General features: G+C 64.3%; 28 protein-coding genes. 8 read left to right on the top strand and 20 right to left on the bottom strand.

Annotation, left to right across the window (positions count from 1 at the left end):
* Positions 1 to 374: 374 nt before the first annotated feature.
* The 6 genes from hisF to Q8S60_RS11425 form a co-directional block, all read right to left on the bottom strand.
* A complete protein-coding gene (hisF, locus tag Q8S60_RS11400) occupies positions 375 to 1,136 on the bottom strand; it encodes an imidazole glycerol phosphate synthase subunit HisF (protein ID WP_305275339.1) in 762 nt (253 codons plus the stop codon).
* The gene (gene hisA / locus Q8S60_RS11405; protein WP_305275334.1) at positions 1,133 to 1,864 is read right to left on the bottom strand and encodes a 1-(5-phosphoribosyl)-5-[(5-phosphoribosylamino)methylideneamino]imidazole-4-carboxamide isomerase; all 732 of its coding nucleotides are present in this window, start codon (positions 1,862 to 1,864) and stop codon (positions 1,133 to 1,135) included. The genes hisF and hisA overlap by 4 nt, the downstream gene beginning before the upstream one ends.
* Positions 1,861 to 2,511: an imidazole glycerol phosphate synthase subunit HisH gene (hisH, locus tag Q8S60_RS11410; protein WP_305275331.1), complete on the bottom strand. Its 651-nt coding sequence runs from the start codon at positions 2,509 to 2,511 to the stop codon at positions 1,861 to 1,863. Before hisH ends, hisA begins: the two co-directional genes overlap by 4 nt.
* A gap of 4 nt (positions 2,512 to 2,515) precedes the next feature.
* Positions 2,516 to 3,007: a DUF2628 domain-containing protein gene (locus tag Q8S60_RS11415; RefSeq protein WP_305275329.1), complete on the bottom strand. Its 492-nt coding sequence runs from the start codon at positions 3,005 to 3,007 to the stop codon at positions 2,516 to 2,518.
* Between the two features lie 99 nt (positions 3,008 to 3,106).
* Positions 3,107 to 3,718 (bottom strand): imidazoleglycerol-phosphate dehydratase HisB, encoded by a 612-nt coding sequence (gene hisB / locus Q8S60_RS11420; RefSeq protein WP_305275326.1) that lies wholly within the window; start codon positions 3,716 to 3,718, stop codon positions 3,107 to 3,109.
* A 293-nt stretch (positions 3,719 to 4,011) separates the two neighbouring features.
* Positions 4,012 to 4,629, bottom strand: coding sequence for a pyridoxamine 5'-phosphate oxidase family protein (locus tag Q8S60_RS11425; RefSeq protein WP_305275324.1), 618 nt, complete (start codon positions 4,627 to 4,629; stop codon positions 4,012 to 4,014).
* A gap of 136 nt (positions 4,630 to 4,765) precedes the next feature.
* Between Q8S60_RS11425 and hslV the strand changes: the two genes are divergently transcribed.
* Positions 4,766 to 5,314: an ATP-dependent protease subunit HslV gene (gene hslV, locus Q8S60_RS11430; protein ID WP_305275322.1), complete on the top strand. Its 549-nt coding sequence runs from the start codon at positions 4,766 to 4,768 to the stop codon at positions 5,312 to 5,314.
* A 38-nt stretch (positions 5,315 to 5,352) separates the two neighbouring features.
* Positions 5,353 to 6,660, top strand: coding sequence for an ATP-dependent protease ATPase subunit HslU (gene hslU / locus Q8S60_RS11435; RefSeq protein WP_305275320.1), 1,308 nt, complete (start codon positions 5,353 to 5,355; stop codon positions 6,658 to 6,660).
* 35 nt (positions 6,661 to 6,695) lie between these two features.
* On the opposite strand, the gene Q8S60_RS11440 is transcribed toward hslU, so the two are convergent.
* From Q8S60_RS11440 to Q8S60_RS11475, 8 genes are all read right to left on the bottom strand, one after another.
* On the bottom strand, positions 6,696 to 7,778 hold the full coding sequence (locus Q8S60_RS11440; protein ID WP_305275318.1) for a putative urea ABC transporter substrate-binding protein: 1,083 nt from the start codon (positions 7,776 to 7,778) through the stop codon (positions 6,696 to 6,698).
* A 71-nt stretch (positions 7,779 to 7,849) separates the two neighbouring features.
* Positions 7,850 to 8,902, bottom strand: a complete 1,053-nt coding sequence (locus Q8S60_RS11445) for an isopenicillin N synthase family oxygenase (protein ID WP_305275317.1) — start codon at positions 8,900 to 8,902, stop codon at positions 7,850 to 7,852.
* On the bottom strand, positions 8,899 to 9,729 hold the full coding sequence (locus Q8S60_RS11450) for a hypothetical protein (protein ID WP_305275316.1): 831 nt from the start codon (positions 9,727 to 9,729) through the stop codon (positions 8,899 to 8,901). Before Q8S60_RS11450 ends, Q8S60_RS11445 begins: the two co-directional genes overlap by 4 nt.
* 69 nt (positions 9,730 to 9,798) lie before the next feature.
* Complete coding sequence (locus Q8S60_RS11455; RefSeq protein ID WP_305275314.1) at positions 9,799 to 10,749, bottom strand: LysR family transcriptional regulator; 951 nt, start codon at positions 10,747 to 10,749, stop codon at positions 9,799 to 9,801.
* Between the two features lie 180 nt (positions 10,750 to 10,929).
* Complete coding sequence (locus Q8S60_RS11460) at positions 10,930 to 11,307, bottom strand: helix-turn-helix domain-containing protein (protein WP_305275312.1); 378 nt, start codon at positions 11,305 to 11,307, stop codon at positions 10,930 to 10,932.
* A complete protein-coding gene (locus tag Q8S60_RS11465; RefSeq protein WP_370867247.1) occupies positions 11,304 to 11,987 on the bottom strand; it encodes a Smr/MutS family protein in 684 nt (227 codons plus the stop codon). The genes Q8S60_RS11460 and Q8S60_RS11465 overlap by 4 nt, the downstream gene beginning before the upstream one ends.
* Positions 11,977 to 13,041 (bottom strand): murein transglycosylase A, encoded by a 1,065-nt coding sequence (locus tag Q8S60_RS11470; RefSeq protein ID WP_305275309.1) that lies wholly within the window; start codon positions 13,039 to 13,041, stop codon positions 11,977 to 11,979. The genes Q8S60_RS11465 and Q8S60_RS11470 overlap by 11 nt, the downstream gene beginning before the upstream one ends.
* 87 nt (positions 13,042 to 13,128) lie before the next feature.
* Positions 13,129 to 13,857, bottom strand: coding sequence for a Tim44/TimA family putative adaptor protein (locus Q8S60_RS11475; protein WP_305275308.1), 729 nt, complete (start codon positions 13,855 to 13,857; stop codon positions 13,129 to 13,131).
* A 267-nt stretch (positions 13,858 to 14,124) separates the two neighbouring features.
* Here Q8S60_RS11475 and Q8S60_RS11480 point away from each other — a divergent pair, with 267 nt between their 5' ends.
* Positions 14,125 to 14,661: an FxsA family protein gene (locus tag Q8S60_RS11480; protein WP_305275305.1), complete on the top strand. Its 537-nt coding sequence runs from the start codon at positions 14,125 to 14,127 to the stop codon at positions 14,659 to 14,661.
* Between the two features lie 89 nt (positions 14,662 to 14,750).
* Entirely contained in the window at positions 14,751 to 15,248 is a 498-nt protein-coding gene (gene secB, locus Q8S60_RS11485) for a protein-export chaperone SecB (RefSeq protein ID WP_305275303.1), read from the top strand.
* 22 nt (positions 15,249 to 15,270) lie between these two features.
* Here the strand turns inward: secB and dnaQ are convergent, their stop codons facing one another.
* From dnaQ to Q8S60_RS11515, 6 genes are read right to left on the bottom strand one after another with little or no spacing between them, the layout of a single operon-like run.
* Positions 15,271 to 15,957, bottom strand: a complete 687-nt coding sequence (gene dnaQ, locus Q8S60_RS11490; RefSeq protein ID WP_305275301.1) for a DNA polymerase III subunit epsilon — start codon at positions 15,955 to 15,957, stop codon at positions 15,271 to 15,273.
* Positions 15,958 to 15,963: 6 nt separating this feature from the next.
* Positions 15,964 to 16,392: a VOC family protein gene (locus Q8S60_RS11495; RefSeq protein ID WP_305275298.1), complete on the bottom strand. Its 429-nt coding sequence runs from the start codon at positions 16,390 to 16,392 to the stop codon at positions 15,964 to 15,966.
* A gap of 16 nt (positions 16,393 to 16,408) precedes the next feature.
* Positions 16,409 to 17,035, bottom strand: coding sequence for a dephospho-CoA kinase (gene coaE, locus Q8S60_RS11500; protein ID WP_305275295.1), 627 nt, complete (start codon positions 17,033 to 17,035; stop codon positions 16,409 to 16,411).
* A 10-nt stretch (positions 17,036 to 17,045) separates the two neighbouring features.
* Positions 17,046 to 17,882 carry a shikimate dehydrogenase gene (locus tag Q8S60_RS11505; RefSeq protein ID WP_305275293.1) on the bottom strand — a complete coding sequence of 279 codons (837 nt, stop codon included), beginning with the start codon at positions 17,880 to 17,882 and terminating at the stop codon, positions 17,046 to 17,048.
* A complete protein-coding gene (locus Q8S60_RS11510) occupies positions 17,879 to 18,487 on the bottom strand; it encodes a Maf family nucleotide pyrophosphatase (RefSeq protein WP_305275291.1) in 609 nt (202 codons plus the stop codon). Before Q8S60_RS11510 ends, Q8S60_RS11505 begins: the two co-directional genes overlap by 4 nt.
* Before the next feature lie 7 nt (positions 18,488 to 18,494).
* On the bottom strand, positions 18,495 to 19,319 hold the full coding sequence (locus Q8S60_RS11515; protein ID WP_305275289.1) for a pyruvate, water dikinase regulatory protein: 825 nt from the start codon (positions 19,317 to 19,319) through the stop codon (positions 18,495 to 18,497).
* A 562-nt stretch (positions 19,320 to 19,881) separates the two neighbouring features.
* Between Q8S60_RS11515 and hemE the strand changes: the two genes are divergently transcribed.
* The 4 genes from hemE to rho all read left to right on the top strand — a co-directional run.
* Positions 19,882 to 20,949, top strand: coding sequence for a uroporphyrinogen decarboxylase (hemE, locus tag Q8S60_RS11520; RefSeq protein WP_305275287.1), 1,068 nt, complete (start codon positions 19,882 to 19,884; stop codon positions 20,947 to 20,949).
* A complete protein-coding gene (hemH, locus tag Q8S60_RS11525) occupies positions 20,946 to 21,983 on the top strand; it encodes a ferrochelatase (protein WP_305275285.1) in 1,038 nt (345 codons plus the stop codon). The genes hemE and hemH overlap by 4 nt, the downstream gene beginning before the upstream one ends.
* 19 nt (positions 21,984 to 22,002) lie before the next feature.
* Positions 22,003 to 22,449 carry a protoporphyrinogen oxidase HemJ gene (hemJ, locus tag Q8S60_RS11530; protein ID WP_305275284.1) on the top strand — a complete coding sequence of 149 codons (447 nt, stop codon included), beginning with the start codon at positions 22,003 to 22,005 and terminating at the stop codon, positions 22,447 to 22,449.
* A 346-nt stretch (positions 22,450 to 22,795) separates the two neighbouring features.
* A partial coding sequence (gene rho / locus Q8S60_RS11535; protein ID WP_305275282.1) for a transcription termination factor Rho occupies positions 22,796 to 24,057 on the top strand: 1,262 nt, incomplete at its 3' end.

Here is a 24,057-nt window from a genome sequence, read left to right on the forward strand (position 1 = left end):
GAGCGCGAAGCCATGGTCGCCGAGTGTGAGCGTCCTGGTATCGAAATAGACCGAGTGCAGATGCTTGCCGCTGGCGCGCCCCTGCTTCATCCGCAACAGCGACGGCGCACGCCTGATCCGTTCAAGCTCGACGGGCTCGCAGAGGAGCTTCAGTTCGATTTCACGTTCGGACATCTATTGCGCCGCTCGCGCTGTTCGCAGGCACGGGGGAAATTTGTCTGGACCCAAGCAGCCGCATTCTGCCGGGGGAAGGGCCGACGCGCAATTGTCACATTCGGTTTTCGGCTCGCCTGCGTCGCTTGGTCCCTGCCGGGTGCAGTGCCGAATAGCCAAAATGGCACAATAGGTTGATCCGGACCCGGGGCCGGCTTCCGTCAGAGGCGGATCGGGATGCCGGCTTCGGCCATATGGGCCTTGGCTTCGCCGATCGTGTATTCGCCGAAATGGAAAATCGAGGCGGCGAGAACGGCGCTCGCATGGCCGTCACGGACGCCTTCGACGAGATGGTCGAGGGTCCCGACGCCGCCGGAGGCGATCACCGGCACCGGAACGGCGTCCGCCACCGCGCGGGTGAGGGCGATGTCGAAGCCGGATTTCGCGCCGTCGCGGTCCATCGAGGTGAGCAGGATTTCGCCCGCGCCCAGCTCGCAGACCTTCACCGCATATTCGACCGCGTCGATGCCGGTCGGCTTGCGGCCGCCATGGGTGAAAATCTCCCATTTGCCGGGGCCGGTCTGCTTGGCGTCGATGGCAACCACGATGCACTGGTTGCCGAACTTTTCCGCCGCCGCGCGGACGAAATCCGGATTGAAGACGGCGGCCGTCATGATCGAGACCTTGTCCGCGCCCGCGAGGAGAAGCTGGCGCACATCCTCAATGGTGCGGACGCCGCCGCCGACGGTGAGCGGCATGAAGCATTGTTCTGCGGTGCGGCGGACGACGTCGAAAATGATCGCACGTTCCTCGTGGCTCGCTGTGATGTCGAGGAAGCAAAGCTCGTCGGCGCCGGCGGCGTCATAGGCGCGCGCGGCTTCGACCGGATCGCCCGCGTCGCGCAGATCGACGAAGTTCACACCTTTGACGACACGGCCGTCCTTCACGTCGAGGCAGGGAATGAGGCGGGCTTTCAGCGTCACGCCACACCTCGCAGGAGCTTCAGGGCTTCAGCCGGATCGAGCCGCCCGTCGTAAAGCGCGCGGCCGGAAATCGCGCCTTCGATGCCGGAGCAGTTGGCGGCGAGGAGTTTCTTCAGATCCTCGATGGAGGAAAGACCGCCCGACGCAATCACGGGAATGGAAATTGCGTCGGCGAGCGCGACCGTCGCCTCGATGTTCAATCCCTGCAAGGCGCCGTCGCGGTCGATGTCCGTGTAGATGACGGCGGCGACGCCCGCATCCTCGAAACGGCGGGCCATGTCGAGCACGGTGAGGTCGGAGACATCCGCCCAGCCTTCGGTCGCGACGCGGCCGCCCTTGGCGTCGAGCCCGACGGCGATGCGGCCGGGAAACTTGCGGCACGCCTCGATCACGAGCGAAGGGTTCTTCACCGCCGCCGTACCGATGATGACCCGGCGGATACCCTTGCCGAGCCACATCTCGATGGTGGCGAGATCGCGAATGCCGCCGCCCAGCTGCGCGGGTATGGAGATCGCGGCAAGAATGCTTTCGACGGCGGCCGCGTTCACGGGCTTTCCCTCGAAGGCGCCGTTCAGGTCGACAAGGTGCAGATATTCGAAGCCCGCCGCCTCGAAAGCGCGGGCCTGCGCCGCCGGGTCGTCGTTGAAGACCGTCGCCTGGTCCATCAGCCCATGCACGAGGCGGACGCATTCGCCGTCTTTCAGGTCGATCGCAGGAAAGAGGATCATGGCCGCCACTTCAGGAAGTTGCCGATCAGCGCCAGGCCCAGGGTCTGGCTCTTTTCGGGGTGGAACTGGGTGCCCGCCATGTTGTCGCGCGCGATCATCGCGGTGACGCGGCCGCCGTAATCGGTGTTCGCAACGATGTCCGTATCCGAGCTTGCGTCGAAAAAATAGGAATGGACGAAATAGGCATGGAGGCCCCTGTCGCCGGTTTCGATGCCGTCGAGCAGCGGGTGGGGCCTTGTCTGGCTCAGCGTGTTCCAGCCCATATGCGGGATCTTGAGATCGGGGTCGGCTGGCGTCATCACCCGGACGTCGCCGCCGATCCAGCCGAGGCCTCCATGGACGCCATGTTCGAGGCCGCGCTCCGCCATCAGCTGCATGCCGACGCAGATGCCGAAAAAGGGCTTGCCCTCTTTCCGCACCGCTTCGGTGAGCGCATCGGTCATGCCCGGTACGGCACGCAAACCTGCGGCGCAGTCGCCGAAGGCACCGACGCCCGGCAGCACCACGCGGTCGGCGCCGCGCACGGCGTCCGGGTCGCTCGTCACCATGACATCGGCGGAAAGGCCAGCGTCGCGCCCGGCGCGTTCGAAGGCCTTGGCGGCGGAGCGGAGATTGCCCGAACCGTAATCGATGATCGCAATCTTCATGCGTTCAGCCTCCCGCTTTCGGGAAGAGGCCGAAAACCCGGTCGCCGTCGCCGGATGGCTTTTCGGCGGCGGGCGCGCGACGCGGCCAGACGGCTTTTGCGGCAGGCGGCTCCGGCGCGATATCGAGCGGGCGACCCCAGTTCGCGAAGAAGTTGCGCTCCGCCTCTTCGAGCGAGCTGCCCCCGACGATGCCGGCAAGCCTGTAGCCCTTTCGCTCCATCGTCCAGCGGCGGATGTCGTTCGCCTCGAAGCCGAGCAGAAGCTGAAGGGCGAGCGAGCACAGGGCCGCGGCCTCGGCGCCCGCAAGCCTCTCGACGAAAAAGGAGATGACGGCGATCAGCCCGATCCAGAGGCCGAGCGCGATCCAGAGCCGGTGCCAGAGGAGCCAGGCCCATGAGAAGACGAAGGCCGGAAAGGAAAAGCCTTCCTTGACCAGCACGATGCCGGCGCCGTCGAGCGGCGCGCCTTGGAGCTCGTGGACTGTGTAAATGCGCATGGAACCGGTTCCGCACACCGCGTGCCGGCGCGGCGTTCGGCCTCTATCTATGACAGGCGATGCAAAAAGGCCAGCCGCGCGGACGGCGGGAACCGAAAATCAGTTCCCCAGCACGCCCTTGGTCGAGGGAATGCGGTTCGCGGCGCGCGGGTCGATCTCGATCGCATCGCGCAGCGCCCGGGCGAGACCCTTGAAGCAGCTTTCGACGATGTGATGGTTGTTGTCGCCATACATGTTTTCGATGTGCAGCGTGATGCCCGCATTCTGCGCGAAGGCCTGGAACCACTCCTTGAAGAGTTCCGTGTCCATGTCGCCGAGCTTCGGCTTCGTGAAATCGACCTTCCAGATGAGATAGGGACGCTGCGACACGTCGATAGAGACGCGGGTGCAGGTCTCGTCCATCGGAATGATGGCCGTCGCATAACGGCGGATACCCTTGAAGTCGCCCAGCGCCTTGCGCACGGCCTCGCCGATCACGATGCCGGTATCTTCGGTCGTGTGGTGGAAATCGATGTGCAGGTCGCCCTGCGCGCGCACCTTCAGGTCGATCAGCGAATGGCGGGAGAGCTGCTCCAGCATGTGATCGAGAAAGCCGATCCCGGTGTCGACGTCGTATTCGCCATTGCCGTCGAGATCGAGCGAGACGAAGACATTGGTCTCTTTCGTCTTGCGTTCGACGGTGGCGATGCGGGTATCGCTGTCGGTCTGCATAAGTTCGGTTCCGGTTCGCAAGGCCTCGAACGGCCCGTTCGCGGCAGCTTTTAGCAGCCAGCCGCGGCACAGGCCAGCGGGATTACTTCAAGTACCGATTCAGATTGAATGACAAATGCTTACAGTGCGTTAACCAATATATTGGAGCACTTCTCATCCAATACTTTAAATTGCTCCTAATCCCGATACGAGACAAGAGCCAAGTCATTGATTCAAATTACCCGCAAATTCTTTTGTAGTATTCGCAAAAGGCAAGACCACAAGATGTGGAGAGGCATCCGGTCGCCTCGCGATCAATAGAGGTTTTTCTTTGCGTCCTCATTCAGCGCCAGATCGATCACCGTCGCCGGCATCTGAGCCTTCGTCTGGTCCCGGAAAATCTGGCCGAAGCTCGGCATGGTGTCGCGGGGGACATGCTTCTCGGCATTCCAGAGACCGGAACGTTTCAGCGCCTTGGTGCAGTGGAAATAGACCTCCTTCACCTCCACGATCATGACCGACCGGGGCTGCTTGCCGTCGACGACGAACCGGGCCATCAGCTCCGGCTCGATCGAGGTTGTGGCGGTGCCGTTCACCCGCAACATTTCCTCGAAGCCAGGGACGAAGAAAAGCAGCCCGACGGCAGGCGAATGGGCGATGTTGGTCAGCGTGTCGAGCCGGTTGTTGCCCGGCCGGTCCGGCATGGCGAGGCGCCGTTCGTCGAGCACATGGACGAAGCCCTGCTCGCCGCCGCGGGGCGACACGTCGGCCAAGCCGTCCGGCCTGCCGGTGCCGATGCAAAGAAAGGGCGAGAGCTCGATGAATTTGCGGGAATGCGGATCGATGAAGTCGAGTTGCTTCGCCACCGCGCCGCCCGACGGCTCCGGATAGACGGTACGGAGTGCGTCTTCGGTTTTCAGTTCGGCGGACATTCGGCCTCCCCCAGGAAAGAGTTCATATTTGAGAAAGACTATCATTCTCAACGACAAGGTGCCACGGGGTTGACCCGGTGGCACGGAGCGGCCACATGGTAGCCAGTTTCAACGGCCCGCCCATACAGGATTTCCCATGACGAACGACCCCATCAACTGGCACGGCACCACGATCCTGACCGTGCGCAAGGGGGGCAAGGTCGTGATCGCGGGCGACGGCCAGGTTTCGATGGGCGACACGATCATGAAGGGGAATGCCCGCAAGGTCCGCCCGCTCGGCAAGGGCGACGTGATCGCGGGTTTCGCCGGCGCGACCGCCGATGCCATGACCCTCTTCGAGCGGCTCGAAGCCAAGATCGAGCAATATCCGGGACAGCTTACCCGCGCCTGCGTCGAGCTCGCCAAGGACTGGCGGACCGACCGCTTTCTCCGCCGCCTCGAGGCGCTGATGATCGTTGCCGACAAGGAGGCGACGCTTGTCCTTACCGGCAATGGCGACGTGCTGGAACCGGAAGGCGGCGTGGTCGGCATCGGCTCCGGCGGCAATTACGCGCTCGCCGCCGCCCGGGCCCTGGTCGACATGGACCTGACGGCGGAAGAGATCGCGCGCAAGGCCATGAAGATCGCCTCCGACATCTGCGTCTACACGAACAACAACCTCACCGTCGAAAGCCTCGACGCCTGAGCCCGCCTTCTCGTTTTCCGGAGTTTTCCTTCACGATCATGACCAGTTTTTCCCCGCGTGAGATCGTTTCCGAACTCGACCGCTACATCGTCGGCCAGCGCGACGCCAAGCGCGCCGTGGCCATCGCGCTTCGCAACCGCTGGCGCCGCCAGCAATTGCCGGACGCCTTGCGCGACGAGGTGCTGCCGAAGAACATCCTGATGATCGGGCCGACCGGTGTCGGCAAGACGGAAATCTCGCGCCGCCTCGCCAAGCTTGCCGAGGCACCATTTCTGAAAGTGGAAGCGACGAAGTTCACCGAGGTCGGCTATGTCGGGCGCGACGTCGAGCAGATCATCCGCGATCTCGTCGAAATCTCCCTCGCCATGACGCGCGAAAAGAAGCGCAAGGACGTGCAGGCGAAAGCGCATCTCGCCGCCGAGGGCCGCGTGCTGGACGCGCTGGTCGGCACCAATGCGAGCGAAGCGACGCGCGAAAGTTTCCGCCGGAAGCTCCGTGGCGGCGAACTCGATGAAAAGGAAATCGAAGTCGAAGTCTCGGACAGCGGCGGCGGCATGCCGACCTTCGACATTCCCGGCATGCCGGGCTCGCAGATGGGCATGATCAATCTCAGCGACATCATGGGCAAGGCGTTCGGCGGCCGCACGAAAACACGGCGCATGGCGGTGCGCGACAGCTACGACGTGCTGGTCGCGGAAGAAAGCGACAAGCTGCTCGATCAGGAACAGCTCACGCAGGAAGCCATTCGCGCGGTCGAGCAGAACGGCATCGTCTTTCTCGACGAGATCGACAAGATCTGCGCCCGCGCCGAACGGCAGGGTGGCGATGTCAGCCGGGAAGGGGTGCAGCGCGACCTCCTGCCGCTGATCGAAGGCACCAGCGTTTCGACGAAGCATGGCGCGGTGAAGACCGACCACATTCTCTTCATCGCGTCCGGCGCCTTCCACATCGCCAAGCCCTCCGACCTGCTGCCGGAGCTGCAGGGCCGCCTTCCCATCCGCGTCGAACTTCAGGCGCTCAGCAAGGAAGACATGCGCCGCGTGCTCACAGAGCCGGAAGCAAGCCTCATCAAGCAATATGTCGCGCTGATGGGCACCGAAGACGTGACGCTCGATTTCACCGATGACGGGATCGACGCCATCGCCGATATCGCGACGCTGGTCAATTCGACGGTCGAGAATATCGGCGCGCGGCGGCTCCACACCGTGATGGAGCGGGTGCTCGACGAGGTCAGCTTCGGTGCCACCGACAAGTCGGGCGAGACGGTGACGATTGACGGCGCCTATGTGCAGCGCCATATCGGCGACCTGTCGAAGAACGCCGATCTCTCCAAGTTCATTCTCTAGGTGCGGCCCGCCCGGTTCACCGGGCGGGCGCCTTTTCAGATCTCGCCCTTGGCCGCCATCTCCATGTAGCTCGTGTCGATGCGGAGCTTCACGTTTTCCTTGTCGCCGAAGATCGTGCCGTCGGCCAGTTCGATGCCGATGAAACCGGCATCCTTCGCATCCGGCCCCAGCAGTCCCTGCGAGAAGGCGAAGCTGGCGACGCTTTCGACGCTTGCCGCCATCTTCGGGCCGGAGAAGCCCTCGACGCCTTCCGGCGCATCGTAGAAATAAGTGGTGGCGATCTGGCTCTCGAAATCGGCGAGGTCGGTACCGGAAGCTTCCGCCATGAAGGTGCGTGCCGCGATCCCTTCCGCGTCATCCTTCTTCATGATGGCGAGCGTTTCGTACCAGGCACCGGCGAGCGCCTTGCCGAAGGCAGGATTGGCCTTCAGCACATCGGTCTTGGCGGCGAGGATGTCCTGCACTTCGCCCGGTATCTCGGAGGAATCGAAGACCGAGGTGATGCCCGGCATCTTGTTCATCTGGCTCGTCGCCGGGTTCCACGCCACCACGGCTTCCACTTCCGGCGTCGAGAAGGCGGCGACGAAATCGGCGTCGGCGATATTCGCCGTCTTGATGTCGTCCTCGGTAAGGCCCGCTTTCGCGAGCGCCAGCGCCAGCATGTAGTGGGAGACGGAATATTGCACGAGATAGACCGTCTTGCCCTTCAAGTCGGCCATGGTCTTGCCTTCGCCCTTCACGAAGATCGCATCGTTGCCGTTGGTGTAGTCGCCGAGGATCATCGCGGTCGTATCGACACCGCCGGCGGCGGGGATCGTCAGCGAATCCATCACTGTGTTCGCGACCGCATCATAGGTGCCGGCCGTGTACTGGTTGAGCGACTCGATATAGTCGTTGATCTGCACGACCTCGATCTCGATGCCGTATTTGCCGGCCCATTTGTCGACGATGCCGGCATGTTCGGCATAGGCCCAGGGCATGTATCCGGTGTAGAGCGACCAGGCCAGCTTGAAGGATTTTTTCTCCTGGGCGGCGGCTTGCCCCGCGAAAGAGAGAGAAAGCACAAGCGCGGCGAGGACCGCCGTGACTGTCTTCCGGAAGATCGATGAGCGCAGCATGAGATTTCCTTTCACTGACTGTCGCGATTGAACCTTTCTCTTCCGGTCGTCCCCTCTGGCGTCTCCGGTCTTCAAGCCGGTTCGCGCTCCTTGCGGCCAAAGGCCGTCGCATGATTTTCGCTTTCGGGAAGCGCGAGCGCGCCCGAAGCGACGAGCTTCTTCAGGTAGGAAAATGTCCGCATGGTCTGCGTGACGAGATGGCCGCCCGCGACATAGGAAGGGTAGCGCGCATCGCCGTCGATGAATTGCGGCAGGGGTTCGATCACCGTCTCGTAATCGAGCGCGCAGAAGAGCGGAAACGAAAAGCGTTCGTCCGGCACATTGCGGACGCGGTGCGACGTCGCGATGAAGCGGCCGTTCGTCAGCGCCTCCAGCATGTCGCCGATATTGATGACGAAGGCGCCTTCGATCGGCGGCGCATCGATCCAGCGTCCCTCCGCGTTCATGACCTCGAGGCCCGGCGCCGTCACATGCAGGATCGTGAAGCACTCATAGTCGGTGTGTGCGCTGATGCCCCAATCGGCGACGCGGGCGGGATCGGCCGGGTAATGCACGAGGCGCAATTGCGACGGCGGCTTCGTCAGCAGGGCTTCGAAGTAATTCTCGTCGAGACCGAGCGCCAGCGCGAAGCCGCGGAAGATCGTGTGGCCGAGCGCCATCGCCGCTTCGTAATAGGCATAGACGTCGCGCTGCATCTCCGGCAGTTCGGCCGGCCACTGGTTCGGGCCGAGCATCCGGTAGCCGAGAATGTGATCGGGATCGCTTTCGGGCAGTTCTATCGAAAGATCGAAGGCTTCCTTCTTGTCGGTCTTTCTCGGATCGGTGCCGTCGTAGAAACCCTCCTCGCCTTTCGGCACATAGCCGCGATGGGCGCGCGACTTGCCGATATAGCGTTCCATCTTCCGGTCGAGCGGCAACGCGAAAAATTCCGCCGCGCGCGCCTCGAGCGTCGCGATCAGTTCGGGCGGAATGCCGTGGCCCTTCACATAGAGAAAGCCGACATTGCTTGCCGCGTCCGCCATCTCGGCGGCAACCTTTCGCTTCGCCGCGTCGTCGCCGGAAAAGAGCGGCGCGATATCGATGACGGGAATATGCGTGAAGGCAGTCCCTTTGGTATCACTCATGACATTGCTCCATTCGGCAGAAATTCGAGGGCGGGCACGCCGCGCAGATCGGTGATTTCCCAGAAGCGCGCCGCTGGCTTTCCGTCACGGCCGGTATCGGCGGTTTGCAGCGTCGCGCCGCCGATGACGGGCGCGAGCGGCTTTGCTTCGCGGAAGGGCAGGCTGGAGCGCTGCACGATCCAGCCGGCGCTCGTCACCGCGCCTTGCGAGATCTCGCAATCGAGAAAATCCTGCGCGGTTCCGAGGTCCTCCGCGCTCGCCACGCATTCGGCAAGCGACAGGCCGGGCGGCAGGTCGTGGTGGCGTTCGCGCGCGAACATGAAGAGACTGCCCATGCGAACCAGTGCGCCTTTCCGGCCGCTCTCGCGGTCGCGCAGCCGCGCGCCCCAGCAGGGCTCGGCGCCCACGGGCTCGCGGTGCCAATGCTCGATATAGGGAATGTCCTTTCCCTCCTCGATCATGACGTCGCCCTCGACCCAGAGCTTGCCCATGTCCGAATAGACCGCCTGAGGCTGGAAATCGATATCGCGCCGCCACTCGAAATATCCGTCCTCATGGACGAGTTCGCCGGCGAAGCCCTCTTGGCGCGCGAGCCACTCCATCTGGCCGGGCGTGAAATCCGAAAGCGCGGCCACGCCTGAAAAGTCGGGGCGGGCTTCCGGCTGGCGGAGATCGAGATAGAGGCCGGGGCCCTGAAACCAGTTCACCCAGGTCGTGGTGTCGCGCCGCCCGTCCGGCCAGGCGATCAGCGACCGGCTCCACAGGCCCGGCAGGGTGTCGAGCGACGGATCGGGAAGGGTTTTCGAAATCGGTTCGGCGATGGACATGGGTTCATGTTGCACCGCGAAAGGTCATTGCCCTAGACGGGAAATTCAGATGAGCCTCATAGATTTCATCTATGTCTCGGTTTGGCGCTCCCTCAGCCGGCCCATGATCTCTGCCAGGAAAAGCTCGGTGGGCGTGTTGCGGGCGGGCTCGTCGCGGGTGACGAGATAGACCTGATAGGCAGGCAGCACGGCTTCCGGCAAAAGCGGCCAGAGGGCGCCGCGATTGTCGAGCGTTTCCGCCACGCAGGTCGGCAGAAAGCCGATGCCGACGCCCAGCTCGATCAGCCGCTTCGCCTCGTTCAGGTTCTCCGCGAAACCGGCCGCGCGGCTGCCGAGCCCGTAGCGGCGGCGGAAATTCTCGAGATCCTGCGGCTCGTCCTCTCCCGTCATGATGAAGGGCTGGTCGGCGAGGTCGGAGGGCTGGGGCACCGTCATGCCGTAAAGTGCATGGGCCTTGTGGCAGTAAAGCTGCTGCGTCTCCCGGATGAGCGGCTGGTAGCAGAGCGCGGCATCCGGCGCGCTGTCGACCGCGATGCCGACTTCGGCGTCACCCGATTTCAGCGCCGCGATCACCTCGCGCCAGGGCGACACCTCGATATGAATACCGACACCCGGATGGTGGCGGTGGAGCGCGGCCAGCGCCGCGTCGAATTCCGGCGAGACGACGGAGGACATGGTGCGGATATTGATGACGCCCTCGACGAGGCCCGCCGCCGTCGCCACCTCATGCGGCGCGGCGCGGACGGCACCCATCATGGTTTCGCAGAGAGCGAACAGCGCGCGCCCGGCCGGCATCAGCTCGACGCCTTGCGCGGTACGCCGCAAAAGCGTTGCGCCGAGATGGTCCTCGAGCCGCTTCAGCCCGGCGCTCACGCTTGGCTGCTGGCGATTGAGCCGCCGCGCCGCCGCACCGATGCCGCCCGCGCGCACGATCTCGTGGAAAAGCTGGAACAGGTTCCAGTCCACCCTGCGGGCGAAATTCGCGTCGCTTTTCTCTTTGGTTTTCTTGCTGTCGTCCATGATCGCTTCTGTGCCGTGACGGCAAGAGGGGAGTGTCTCATTGAAGCCGCTGCCGGGCGGCGCGTCCATCGGGCCGATGACGAATCCGGCAGCGAATCTTCCGGTCCTCCGAAATATTGCGCGTGGCGAATCCCGCAAAACCTCTTTTCGCCGCAAGCGAGTCCCGACCGTGGGGCGGCTTCACCGTGGGCGCATCGGCCGCCGCTTCCGTGCGTCGAGAAGCGCCAGCAGGCTCGCCGTCTCGCCGGGCGTCATATCCGCGATCTCTTCGGCCAGCCGGTTCGCGAGCTCCGTTGCCTGCGGGGCAAGGCCGGATGTGTCGATGACGATGCGGGGATGGGAAAGCCGCGCGAGGCGTTCCATTTCCTCCGCCTCGTCCCAGATCACGTTGAAATAACCGATGATCGCCTGCACCAGCCGCCAGCTCGGCCGGCCGCGCCGCCCATGCTCCAGCGCCGAGAGATAGGCGGGCGTCACGCGCAGCGCCGCCGCCATCTCCTTCATGGTCACGCCGCGCTCGCGGCGCAGCTCCCGCACCTTGCGTCCGAACGGCGTCATCGTTTCTTGCGCAGCCAGATATAGAAGGCGCCGCCGCCGCCATGTTTCGGATGGGCCGGCTGGAAGCCAGACACATGGGCGCGGAAGTCCGCTTCGTTGAGCCAGCGCGGCACCGCGCTCCGGAGCACGCCTTGCCGTTCCGGCACTTCATAGAAGCTCGCGCCATGAAGCGTGTGCCGGGCATAGGGCGAGGCGCCCTTGCCGGTGATGACGAGAATGCAGCGAAGGCCGCGTCCCCTTGCGCGGGCGAGAAAGCCGAGCAGCGCGCCATGCGCCTCCGCCTGGCTGTGGCCGTGCAGATCGAGCGTCGCCTCGACCTCCATCTGGCCGCGCGCGAGGCGCTGGCTCGTCCGCCGTTCGAGGCCGGTGAGCGGCGGCGGTTCGGCGGCGCGGCGCGGGGCAGGCGAGGGGGAAGGCACGGCCGGTGCCGGGGCCCGCTTCGGCTGCGGCGCCGGGGGAGGGGGTGGGGTCGCGGGAATTTCCGTCGGCTGTGCCGCTTCGGCGGCGTGGACGCTCCGCTTCCGGCCGAGCGGCTTCGCATCCTTCACCACCTCGCGCCAGAGCTTGCGCTCCTCGTCGCTGAGATGGCGGCTGCGGGACCGGCGGCGCGGTGCGTTCCTGTCGGTCTCGTCGGCCATTCCGTTCACCGCCGTTTCATCCGCCTTCTTCTTACGGCGCAATTTCCTTCGGCACCAGCGCGACGAACTCGCCCTCCGCCTTCATGCGGCCGGCAATCTCGCCGGCATCGTGACCGAAGCCGAAGAAAATGTCGCCGCGCTGACGGCCCTTGATGGCGGAGCCGGTGTCCTGCGCCACCATGAGGCGCGCGACCGGCACCATGCTTTGCCCGTCGACGGTCGGATGCGTCGTCGTCAGCCAGAGCAGCGTGCCGAGCGGGTGGTGGCTGCGGTCGACGGCGAGGCTGCGGCCCGGCGTCAGGTTCACCTGTTCGGCGCCGGGCGGTCCGAGCGTCTCGTCGACATCGCGCAGTATACGGAAGAATATGTAGGATGCGTTCTGTTGCATCAACGCGCGGCCTTCGGCGGGATGTGCTTCCAGCCATGCGCGGATCGTCTGCATCGACACCTGTTCAAGCGTCATCTCGCCACGTTCGACGAGGAGCTTGCCGATCGAGGTGTATTCATGGCCCGTCTTCGCCGCGAAGGTGAGGCGCACGATCTCGCCCGCCGGCAGGCGCACACGGCCCGAACCCTGCACATGCAGGAAGAAAGCGTCGATAGGGCTTTCGAGCCACAGAAGCGCCAGGCCCTCGGTGTCGAGCGCGCCATCCTCGATCTCTGCGCGGGTGGGAAAATTTCCGCCGCCCGCAACCATCCGGAAGCCCGGCGGGGGCGCCAGCACCGGCGTCTGGTAGACGCCGCCCCGCGTCAGCGAGCCGCGCATTTCCGGTTCGTAATAGCCGGTGAAGAGGCCGCGCTCGGCGGGAAATCTTACCGGCACGAACCAGTGCTGGAAGAAGCCGCGCGCATTGCCGGCTCCCGGACCGATGGAGCCCGTCGCGGCGCGGCAAGCCGGCTGCCAGTCGCCCGCCTTGCCGTAAAGCGGATCGCCGCCCTTCACGTCGAGCGGCGCGTCGGGCGCGAGTGCCAGGATGCGCGCGCAGGAACGGCGAAACGCGGCAAGCGCCGCCGACTGGTCGTCCCGGCCCCAGCCATCGAGATCGGCGAAGTAAATCCGCGTGGGAGACGAAACCGGGTTCGCCTGCGCCGTCATGTCAGGCGCTCCCGCCATGCAGGAAAAAAGGGCAAACGCTGCGAGAAGGATGAAGGCACGGGCGCCGCGCGGCATCGTCACCGCCCGTCAGGCCGGCGCGCCGGTTGCGACCAGCTTCCAGTTCGGATCGCGGTTGCGGAGATCGCGTTCGAAGGTCCATACATCGGTCACCTCGCGCACGGTCACGGGATCGCCTTCGACCACCACGCCGTCGCTGTTCTTGGTGCAGGATGTGAGTTCGCTGCGGAACGAAACCGTCAGCCGTGCGCGCGTGCCGTCGAGTGTGCCGGCCGAGATCGCCGCCTTGTCGATGCCGATGAAGCTCTGGTCGATCCTGAGACCCTTCTGCTCGCGCGCGGCGATCGCGCTGTCGAAGCTCCGGTAGACATCGTCGCTCAACAGCGGCTTCAGCGTCGAGCGGTCGCCGGTCGCGAATGCCGTCACGATCAGTTCGTAAGCCGTGCGCGCGCCGCTCAGGAAAGAATCCGTATCGAAAGTGCGGTCGGCATTCGCGAGCGCGTCGAGCGTGCCGGCGAGCGGCGAGCCTTCCTCCGCGACACCGCGCCAGCGGAAGCGCGTCTCGACCGCGGCCGCGAAAGGATCGCCCGCCGCGTCGATCACGCGGTCGCGTGCAGCGCCCGCGCCGGCCCGCTTCGGCAGGGTCACGACCTTGTCGCTGCCGGGGCCCGTCGCCGGGTTGTCGGAATAGGGATCGTAGGGCGGCCGCTCATGGCCCGTGCGGCGGCCAAGGACGCTTCTGAGTTTCAGAAAGACGCCGACCGCGATCGCGAGCAGAATGATGTTCAGAAGATTCAAGCCGTCGTCCATACGCTCGAGGAACCTTTCAAACCGGCAGCCAGCCGTCCGAGGCGGCGAAGCGGGCGGCATGCTTGGCGTTAGTGTCTTGCCGTCAATTTAATCCCTGCAAGTAACCTAGGCCATCGGGAGCCGTTTTGCTACCGGACCGAAGCCTCGCCTTTGCCGTTATCCGGTCTATTTTCTGTAGGGCTTCTGTGGCTTTATGACGGCAGGCGCCCTGCCGCGGCGTCATGCCGCCTGCCGCCTGTTCAGCAAGGGAACTCCGTGGGTATCGTCCTTTTTCTCATATTCGTCGCCATTCCCGTCATCGAGATCGCGATTTTCATCCAGGTGGGCGGTCTGATCGGCGTCCCGGCAACCATTGCCATCGTGCTCGGAACCGCCCTTCTCGGCGCCTCGCTGCTGCGCGTGCAGGGTCTCCAGACCTGGCGGCGGGCGGAAGAGGCAATGCGGCGCGGCGAGCCGCCGGTCGCCGAAATGCTCGACGGCGTCTTTCTCTTCGTCGCGGCGCTTCTCATGGTGACGCCCGGCCTCTTCACCGACTGTATCGGCGTTCTCCTGCTGATCCCGCCCCTCAGGCGCGCCGTCGGCCGGGCTGCGGCGGCGCGGCTTGCCCGCAATGCGAGCTTCCAGTTCCGCGCGAGCGGCATGGGGGTGAACATGGGCAGCGGCAGCGGCCCGGGACGGCCGCCATCCGGCGGTCCCGTGATCGAGGGCGAAGCGGAGGAAATCGGCGAGGACGATGCCGGCCGCCCGGATTTGCCGTCCGGCCCCCGTCCCAATTCACCATGGCGGCAATAGCGGTTCTTTCTTCGCCGCCGTTTCTTGTTCCGTCCCCCTTTCCATGATAGCCAGCAGCCTTCCTTTCATTAAGGGGCGGCGAGGCGAGAATGTCGGATCAGGGCGAGAACAATAACGGGAACCAGGCTGCCGGCGAGGCCGCGCAACTCCGCGTCCTCACGCAATATGTGAAAGACCTCTCGTTCGAAAATCCGAATGCGCCGCAGACGCTCGGGCCTGCCGAGGAACAGCCGACGATCAATGTCCGCGTCGATGTCGGCGTGAGGCGGATGAGCGGCACCGATTTCGAGGTCGCGCTCAAGATCGGCGCCGAGGCGACGGTGAAGGACAAGACGATGTTTCTCGTCGAGCTCGACTATGCCGGGCTGTTCCGCCTCACCAACGTGCCGGAAGCGGATCTCGAAGCCGTGCTCGTCATCGAATGCCCGCGCCAGATTTTCCCGTTCGCGCGGCGCATCCTCGCCGATGTGACGCGGGATGGCGGTTTCCCGCCGCTGATGATCGATCCGATCGACTTCGTCAGCCTCTACAACCAGCGCCGCCAGCAGTTGGCGCAGGACGTCGCGGGCGCCCAGCAGCCGAATTGAGCCAGCCGAACTGAGGCGAGACCTATTCCGCTTTCGCAACCGGCCAGAGCGGCTCGCCGCCCAGCGTCGCGACAAAGGCATCGTGCGCCGCTTCTTCCGCTTCGCTGAGGCGGGGCGGCAGGGCGATGGGACGCGGCGCGCGGGCGACCCTCTCGCCATGCATGCCTGCATACTCCGCCTGCAGCACGAGGCCGGGCTGACGGCCCCCCATCAGTTCAAGATAGACTTCCGCCAGCAACTCGCTGTCGAGCAGGGCGCCGTGCTTGGTGCGGCCCGAATTGTCGACGCCGAAGCGGCGGCAGAGCGCGTCGAGGCTGTTCTGCGCGCCGGGAAATTTCCGCCGTGCGATGTCGAGCGTGTCGGTCGCGCGCGCGGCCGGAATAGGCGCGCGGCTGATGCGCGCGAGTTCCGCATTGAGGAAACCGAGATCGAAAGCCGCATTGTGGATGACGAGCGGGTCCTCGCCGATGAAAGCCAGGAAATCATCCGCGACCTCGGCGAATTTCGGTTTGCCGCGCAAGAACTCCGCCGACAGGCCGTGGATGCGGAAAGCGCCTTCCGGCATGTCGCGCTCGGGATCGATATAGGCGTGAAAATATTTCCCCGTCACCACATGGTTGAAAAGTTCGAGGCAGCCGACTTCCACCAGACGGTGTCCGTCATTCGGGCTGATGCCTGTCGTTTCCGTATCGAGCACGATTTCGCGCATATCTTCCTATTCCAACGGAAAGCGGAACGAGCCGTCCGCGCCGATAATGCCTTTCGGATTCCACGCCACCTCCCAGACATGGCCGTCGGGATCGGAGAAGTAACCCGTATAGCCGCCCCAGAAGGCGTCCTGTCCGCGCTTCAGGATTTTTCCGCCCGCCGCTTCCGCTTCGGCCAGCACCGCGTCGACCTCTTCCTTCTTTCTCACATTATGAGCGAGTGCGATGCCGGAAAAACCTTCGCCGTAAGGCGCGAGGTTCGCATCCTCGGCGAGCGCCGCGCGTCCGAACAGCGCGAAGACGATGCCGCCGCACTGGAAGAAGGCGACGGTGGCATTGCTTTGCGGCAAGGACCGCCAGCCGAGCGTCTCGTAAAACCTCTGCGCCCGCGCGAGATCGGCGACGCCGAGGGTGATGAGGCTCAGTCTTTGTTCCATCGGTTCGGCTTTCCTCTCAGCCTTTCGCAAGACGCTCTTTCAGCACCTTGCCTTCGCGGGTCTTCAGTGCCTCGACGATGGCGGCCACCTGCGCGCGGGCGTGATCGAGGCCCTTGTCGCTTTCGACGACGAAATCCGCGCGCGCGCGTTTTTCCGCGTCGGGAACCTGTTTGGCGTGGATCGCGGCGAATTTCGCCTCGTCCATGTCGGGACGCGCGAGGACGCGTGTCTTCTGTATATCGTAAGGGGCCGACACCACGACCACAACATCGACGCGCGTCTCGCCGCCGGTTTCATAGAGCAGCGGAATGTCGAGCACGACCATCGCATGGCCCGCCGCGATAGTCTCGCGCAGGAATTCCATCTGCGCCTCGCCGACCAGCGGGTGGACGATCGCTTCGAGCTTCTTCATCTCGTCGGGAAGGCCAAGCACCGCGCGCGACAACAATTTCCTGTCGACCGCGCCGTCGACAATGACGGAAGGAAAAGCCGCGCCAAGAGGTTTCACCGCCTTGCCGCCCTTTTCGTAGAGCTTGTGGACGGCGGCATCCGCGTCATAGACCGGCACGCCGAGCTCCCGGAACATTTTCGCGGTTTCGGATTTCCCCATTCCGATCGAGCCGGTGAGACCGATGAGAAGCATCGCGGTTCCTTTATTTCAGTCCGAGATCGGCAAGCACGAGCGCGCGGAGTTCCGGCGTCACTTCCGGCCGCACGCCGAACCAGGCCTCGAAGCCCGGCACCGCCTGATGCAGCAGCATGCCGAGCCCGTCGACGGTCTTGTAGCCCGCCTCGCGCGCGCGGCGCAGCAATCCGGTTTCGAGCGGCGTGTAGACGATGTCGGTGACGAGCGCGCCACGCGGCAGGGCGGTGAGACCGAACATGACCTCGCTCTCGCCCTTCATGCCGAGTGTCGTCGTGTTGACGAGAAGATGCGCGCCCCGGAGTGCCGCCTGCGCGTCGTCCTCGCTGTAAACCGCCGCCGATTTCAGTTCGAGGTCGGCGGCGAGCGCTTCCGCGCGGGCGGGCGTGCGGTTGACGATCCGGATTTCAGGCGCACCTTCCGCCTCCAGCGCAGCGGCGATGGCGCGCGCCGCGCCCCCCGCGCCGAGGATCACGGCGGGGCCGCTCATGGCCTTCCAGCCAGGCGAGCGGTCCTTGAGGTTCGCGATGAAGCCGTAACCGTCGGTGTTCCGCCCTTCGAGACCCGCCGGCGTCGTCACGATGGTATTCACGGCCTTAAGCCGCTTCGCGATCGCGTCGTGCCGGGCGAGTGCCGCAAATGCCGTCTCCTTGTGCGGCACGGTCACATTGGCGCCGATGAAACCGAGACCGCCAAGATTGCGGATCGTCCCCGCCGCCGCGTCCGGCGGCACCGCGAGCCGCTCATAGACCGCGTCTTCGATGCCGTGGAGCCCGATCCAGTAGTTATGGATCAGGGGCGAGCGCGAATGCTCGACCGGCCAGCCGATGACGCAAACTTTCCTCATGGCGCCACCACCTTCCGGCGGCGCAACTCGTCGAGCAGCGGTAGCAGCGGCAGCCCGAGAATGGTGAAATAGTCGCCCTCGATCTTCTCGAAGAGCTGCACGCCGGGGCCTTCGAGCTGGTAGCAGCCGACGCTCTTCAGAACGCGCTCGCCGGCCTCGGCAAGATAGGCGTCGAGAAATTCGTCCGAGAAATCGCGCATGGTGAGGGTCGCACGGGAATTGTGGCGCCACACCACTTCTCCCTTTGCCGCCAGGGCAAGGCCGCTGTGAAGGATATGCGGACGGCCGCGAAATTCGCGCAGATTGTCGCGCGCTTCTGCCGTGGATTTCGGCTTGTCGTACCGTCTGCCCTCGCAGGAAAGGATCTGGTCCGCGCCCAGCACCAGCGCACCGTCATTCGCAGCGGCGACGGCAAGCGCCTTCGCGCTCGCAAGTTCCAGCGCCAGCGCGTCGGTATCGGCGTCGGAATTGCCGCCGGCGAATCTTTCCTTCAGCGCATCTTCATCGACGCGCGAATCCTTCGCCTCGAACGCGATACCGGCATCGCCGAGAAGCCGCGCGCGCACGGCGCTGGCGGAAGCAAGAATGAGGAGGTCACGTGACATATCGCGCTCAGATCGCCCGCTGGCGTTCATTATAGAGGTTGAGGACCGCCGCCGCCGTCTCTTCTATCGAGCGGCGCGTGACGTCGATCACCGGCCAGCTGTTGCGCGCGAAGAGCTTGCGCGCAAAGGCGATCTCGTCGGCGACGACATCCGGCGCGACGTAATCCGTGTCGGTGTTCTCGTGCAGCGAAAGCAGGCGGTTCTTGCGGATTTGCACCAGGCGATCGGGGCTCGTCGTCAGACCGACGATCAGGGGCTTCTCCGCCGTTTCGAGATCGGGCGGCAGCGGTGCGCCGGGCACGATCGGGATGTTCGCCGCCTTGATGCCGCGGTTCGCGAGATAGATGCAGGTCGGCGTCTTCGAGGTGCGGCTGACGCCGAGCAATATGATGTCGGCGTCGTCGAGATCGCCGGCCGACTGTCCGTCGTCATGCGCCATGGTGTAGTTGAGCGCGGCGATGCGGTCGAAATATTCCGCATCCATGATGTGCTGCGAGCCAGGCTTGTGGGACGATTCCTTGCCGAGATATTTGCCGAGCGCCAGCATGGCCGGGTCGAGCACCGAGATGCAGGGCGTCTGCAGTTCCGCGCAGCGCTTTTCCAGCCGCGAGCGCAGCTCCTCATTCACCATCGTGAACATGACGATGCCCGGCGCGTTCTCGATCTCGGCCAGAACGCGCTCGAGCTGCCTCGGCCCGCGCACCAGCGCATAGACATGCTCGATCGGCCGTGCGTCCTCATATTGCGCGCAGGCCGCGCGCGCGACCATGTTCAGCGTTTCGCCTGTCGCATCGGAGACGAGATGAAGATGGAAGACGCGCTTGGTGTTCATGAGGCCTGTCGTTTCGCGGGCGGCCGGAGCGCCGCGCCGCAAAGGTATCGGGGCCGTTGCGGCCGCGCCATTTCTTTTTCCGCGAGGCATAACGGCATCTTCGCATGATGTGCCGGTGCCTGTGGAAAGCTGTGATTAACGGGCGTAACCGGCCCTTTCGCGGCAAGCCCTACCCGGTCATACCCGTGCTTCGTTTTCGCTCCACCGTTCGATGCCTCGGTTGAAAAAGGCCAACGCACGCTTGCGGAAAACGGGTATGACCGCCGGGTCGGCGCGGCGCGGAGGAGTTGTCCCCATAATTAACGCTTGTCGCGTTGGAGATAATCCACATGCCAAGTGCCTGCGTATAAAGCGCGTCAGTCTGACAGGCTGAAATCTTAAACAGGCTGTGGCATAGAAAGTGGGGTGCCGGCGGAGCAAGCTGCGGGCAGCCCGGAATTGTGGACAAGATGGTGGCGCGGTTTGATCCCCGCCATTCACAGCCATCCTTCACTATCCACTACAAGATAAGATTCTTCTATTGAGATAGAAGGACAGGGAAGGCGATCGGGAGAATGAACGGTTGAGCGGAAAAAAGGCTCCCGGGAAAGAGACAGCCGGGAAGAAGCTCGTCAGGGCATTGAAGGGAGAGACGGCCGGCAATGTACCGGTCTGGCTGATGCGCCAGGCGGGACGCTATCTGCCGGAGTACCGGAAGGTGCGCGCCGAGGCGGGCAGCTTCCTCGATCTCTGCTACACGCCGGACTTCGCGGAGGAAGTGACGCTGCAGCCGATCAGGCGCTACGGCTTCGATGCGGCGATCCTCTTTTCCGACATTCTCGTGGTGCCGGATGCTCTCGGCCAGAAGGTTGCCTTCAAGGAAGGCGAGGGACCGGTGCTGGAGCCGATCGCGGATGTCGCGGGGCTCGCGGCGCTGAAACCGGTAGAGGCGGTCAGGGGGCATCTGCAGCCGGTCTATGAGGTGGTGAAGCGGCTCAGGCGGAGTCTTCCTCCGGAAACGGCGCTGATCGGTTTTGCCGGCGCGCCCTGGACGGTCGCGACCTATATGGTCGGCGGCCGCGGTTCGCCGGATCAGGGCGCTGCCAAGGCATGGGCCTACCGCGCGCCTGACGAGTTCCAGAAACTGATCGATCTTCTCGTCGATGCGACCGTCGAGCATCTCTCGGCGCAGGTGGAAGCAGGCGCCGAGGTTCTGCAGGTCTTCGACACCTGGGCGGGCAGTCTGCCGGAACTTTCCTTCGAGCGTTTCGCGCTCCAGCCGATGAAACGGATCCGCGAGAAGCTGAATGAGCGGTTCCCATCCATTCCCGTCATCGCCTTTCCGCGCGGTGCAGGCGGCATGGCGGAACGCTATTTCCGCGAAACCGGTGTCACCGGCCTCAGCCTCGACACGGGAGTCTCGCCCGGCTGGGCGCGAGAGCATCTGCAGCCGCTCGGCTGCGTCCAGGGCAATCTCGATCCGCTGCTGCTGGTCGCGGGCGGGCCCGAAATGCGGCGCCAGGCGCTCCATATTCTGGAAACGCTCGGCCGCGGTCCCTTCATCTTCAATCTCGGCCATGGCATCGTGCCGCAAACGCCGCCCGACCATGTGGCGGAGCTGGTCGCCCTCGTGAAGGAATGGCGTGCATGACGAAGAAGGTCGCCGTCGTGCTGTTCAATCTCGGCGGGCCGGACGGGCCGGAGGCGGTCGAACCCTTTCTCTTCAACCTCTTCATCGATCCGGCCATCATCGGGCTGCCGCAGCCGTTTCGCTGGCTGGTCGCGAAACTCGTCTCGAAGCGGCGTGCGCCGGTGGCGAAGGATATCTATGCCGAGCTTGGCGGCGGTTCGCCGATCGTTCCGCTGACGCGCGATCAGGGGCAGGCGCTCGAGGCCGCCTTGGCCGGTGGCGAATCCGGGTTCCGCACCTTCATCGCCATGCGCTACTGGCATCCCTTCGCGGACGAGGCGGCCGCTGCTATCAAGGCATGGGGCGCCGACGAGATCGTCCTCTTGCCGCTCTATCCGCATTATTCGACCACGACCACGGAATCCTCCCTCAGGGACTGGGAACGCGCGGCCGCGAAGGCGGGGCTTTCCACCCCGGTGAAAACGGTCTGCTGTTATCCGCTGGCGCCGGGTTTCATTGCCGCCCATGCGGCGCTGCTCGGGGATGCGATCGCGGAAGCGGGCGGCCTCGAAGGTGTTCGCATCCTCTTTTCCGCTCACGGGCTGCCGAAAAAGGTGATCGAGGCGGGCGATCCTTATCAGGCCCAGGTCGAGCAGACTTGCGCCGCCCTGGTCGCGGCGCTCGGTATCGAAAAGGCCGACTGGGTCACCTGTTACCAGAGCCGGGTCGGGCCCCTCGAATGGATCGGGCCCGCCACCGACAAGGAGATCGTGCGGGCGGGCGCCGAGGGCAAATCGCTCATCGTCGTTCCCATCGCCTTCGTCTCGGAGCATTCCGAAACGCTGGTCGAACTCGACAAGGAATATGGCCGCCTCGCCAAAGAGAGCGGCGTGCCGCGCTATTTCCGGGTGCCGGCGCTCGGCACCGAGCCGCATTTCATCGAGGCGCTTGCCGGGCTTGTCCGCGCGGCGCAGGCGAGCGATACCATCCTCTGCCCGGAAGAAGCCGCCGGCCATGTCTGCACCGCCAGAGCGGGCCTGAAGACAATCGGCTGAAGAAGCAGGGGACCTCGCAATGCTCGATTTTCTGGCCGGCTACTACGTCTGGATCAAGGCGCTCCACATCGTTTCGGTGATCTTCTGGATGGCCGGCATGGCCTATCTGCCCCGGCTTTTCGTCTATCACGCCGAGGCGGCGCCGGGTTCTGACAAGTCCGAGACCTTCAAGATCATGGAGCGGCGGCTCCTCCGGGGCATCGTCAATCCGGCCATGATCGCCACTTTCGTCTTCGGCATCCTGATGCTGGCGCTCAATCCAGGCCTTCTGTCCGATGGCTGGATGCATGTGAAACTGGCGCTGATCCTCGTCATGTCGGCGCTTCACGGCTTCTTTTCGCGCTGGCGCAAGGCGTTCGAGCGCGACGGGAACGTGCATGACGCCCGCTTCTACCGGATTGTCAACGAGGCCCCGCCGCTCCTCGTCATCTTCATCGTCCTGCTTGCGGTTGCGAAACCGTTCTGAGCCCGCCCCACCAATTTCCGTTGAAATTGGAACCGGCTGGCTTTATATGGGTTTTGAAGCCGGGTTTCTCCCGGCGGCCTTCCTAGTTCTTTCCCGGCCGTTTCGAGCGCCCCAGCAAGGGCGTGACAGCGGCAAGACAAGACCGCGCACAAGGCGATTGCCCGCAGAAGGGCCGAGCCCCGATCGTGCGGCGGCAGGAAAGAAGCGTCAGGCCAGCTTCCCCAACAGACCTCTTCAACTTTCCATTTTCGATCCCTCCAAAAAGATTTCCTCCCCTCAGAGACAGCGCCACATCGTTTCAGAAGCGCTCCGGGCGGAAACCCCCAAAGAAAGACCAAGACAGGCAATGACGCAGATCAAGCTGCAGGACCTCAAGGCAAAATCGCCGACCGAACTTCTGGCGATCGCCGAGGAACTCGAGGTCGAGAACGCCTCGACGCTCAGGACGCAGGACATGATGTTCGCGATCCTGAAGCAGTATGCAGAACAGAATATCGACATCATCGGCGAAGGCGTGGTCGAGGTGCTGCCGGACGGCTTCGGCTTCCTGCGCTCTCCCGAAGCCAACTACCTGCCGGGTCCCGACGACATCTATGTCTCGCCCTCGCAGATCCGCCGCTTCTCGCTCAGGACCGGCGACACGGTCGAAGGCGAGATCAGGAGCCCGAAGGACGGCGAGCGCTATTTCGCGCTCCTCAAGGTTTCGACGGTCAATTTCGAGAGCCCCGACAAGGCCCGCCACAAGGTCCATTTCGACAATCTGACGCCGCTCTATCCCGACGAGAAGCTCGAGATGGAAGTCGCCGATCCGACGCTGAAGGACCGCTCGTCGCGCCTCATCGACATCGTCGCGCCGCTCGGCAAGGGCCAGCGCGGGCTGATCGTCGCGCCGCCGCGCACGGGCAAGACCGTTCTCCTCCAGAACATCGCGCATTCGATCACGACCAACCATCCGGAATGCTATCTGATCGTGCTGCTGATCGACGAGCGGCCGGAAGAAGTGACCGACATGCAGCGCTCGGTGAAGGGCGAGGTCATCTCCTCGACCTTCGACGAGCCGGCGACGCGCCACGTCCAGGTCGCCGAAATGGTGATCGAGAAGGCGAAGCGCCTCGTCGAACATGGCCGCGACGTCGTCATCCTGCTCGACTCCATCACGCGCCTCGGCCGCGCCTACAACACGGTCGTCCCCTCGTCGGGCAAGGTGCTCACCGGCGGTGTCGACGCGAACGCGCTGCAGCGCCCCAAGCGCTTCTTCGGCGCCGCGCGCAACATCGAGGAAGGTGGCTCGCTCACGATCATCGCGACCGCGCTCATCGATACCGGCAGCCGCATGGACGAAGTCATCTTCGAAGAGTTCAAGGGCACCGGTAACTCGGAAATCGTTCTCGACCGCAAGATCGCCGACAAGCGCGTCTTCCCGGCGATGGACATCCTCAAGTCCGGCACCCGCAAGGAAGAGCTGCTGGTCGACAAGGGCACGCTCTCGAAGATGTATGTGCTCCGCCGCATCCTCAACCCGATGGGCACCGTCGACGCGGTCGAATTCCTGCTCGACAAGCTCAAGCAGACGAAGAGCAACAGCGAATTCTTCGACTCGATGAATAC

Origin of the sequence: Parvibaculum sp., from assembly GCF_030694575.1 — a bacterium.
In the GTDB taxonomy this organism is placed as follows: Bacteria; Pseudomonadota; Alphaproteobacteria; order Parvibaculales; family Parvibaculaceae; genus Parvibaculum.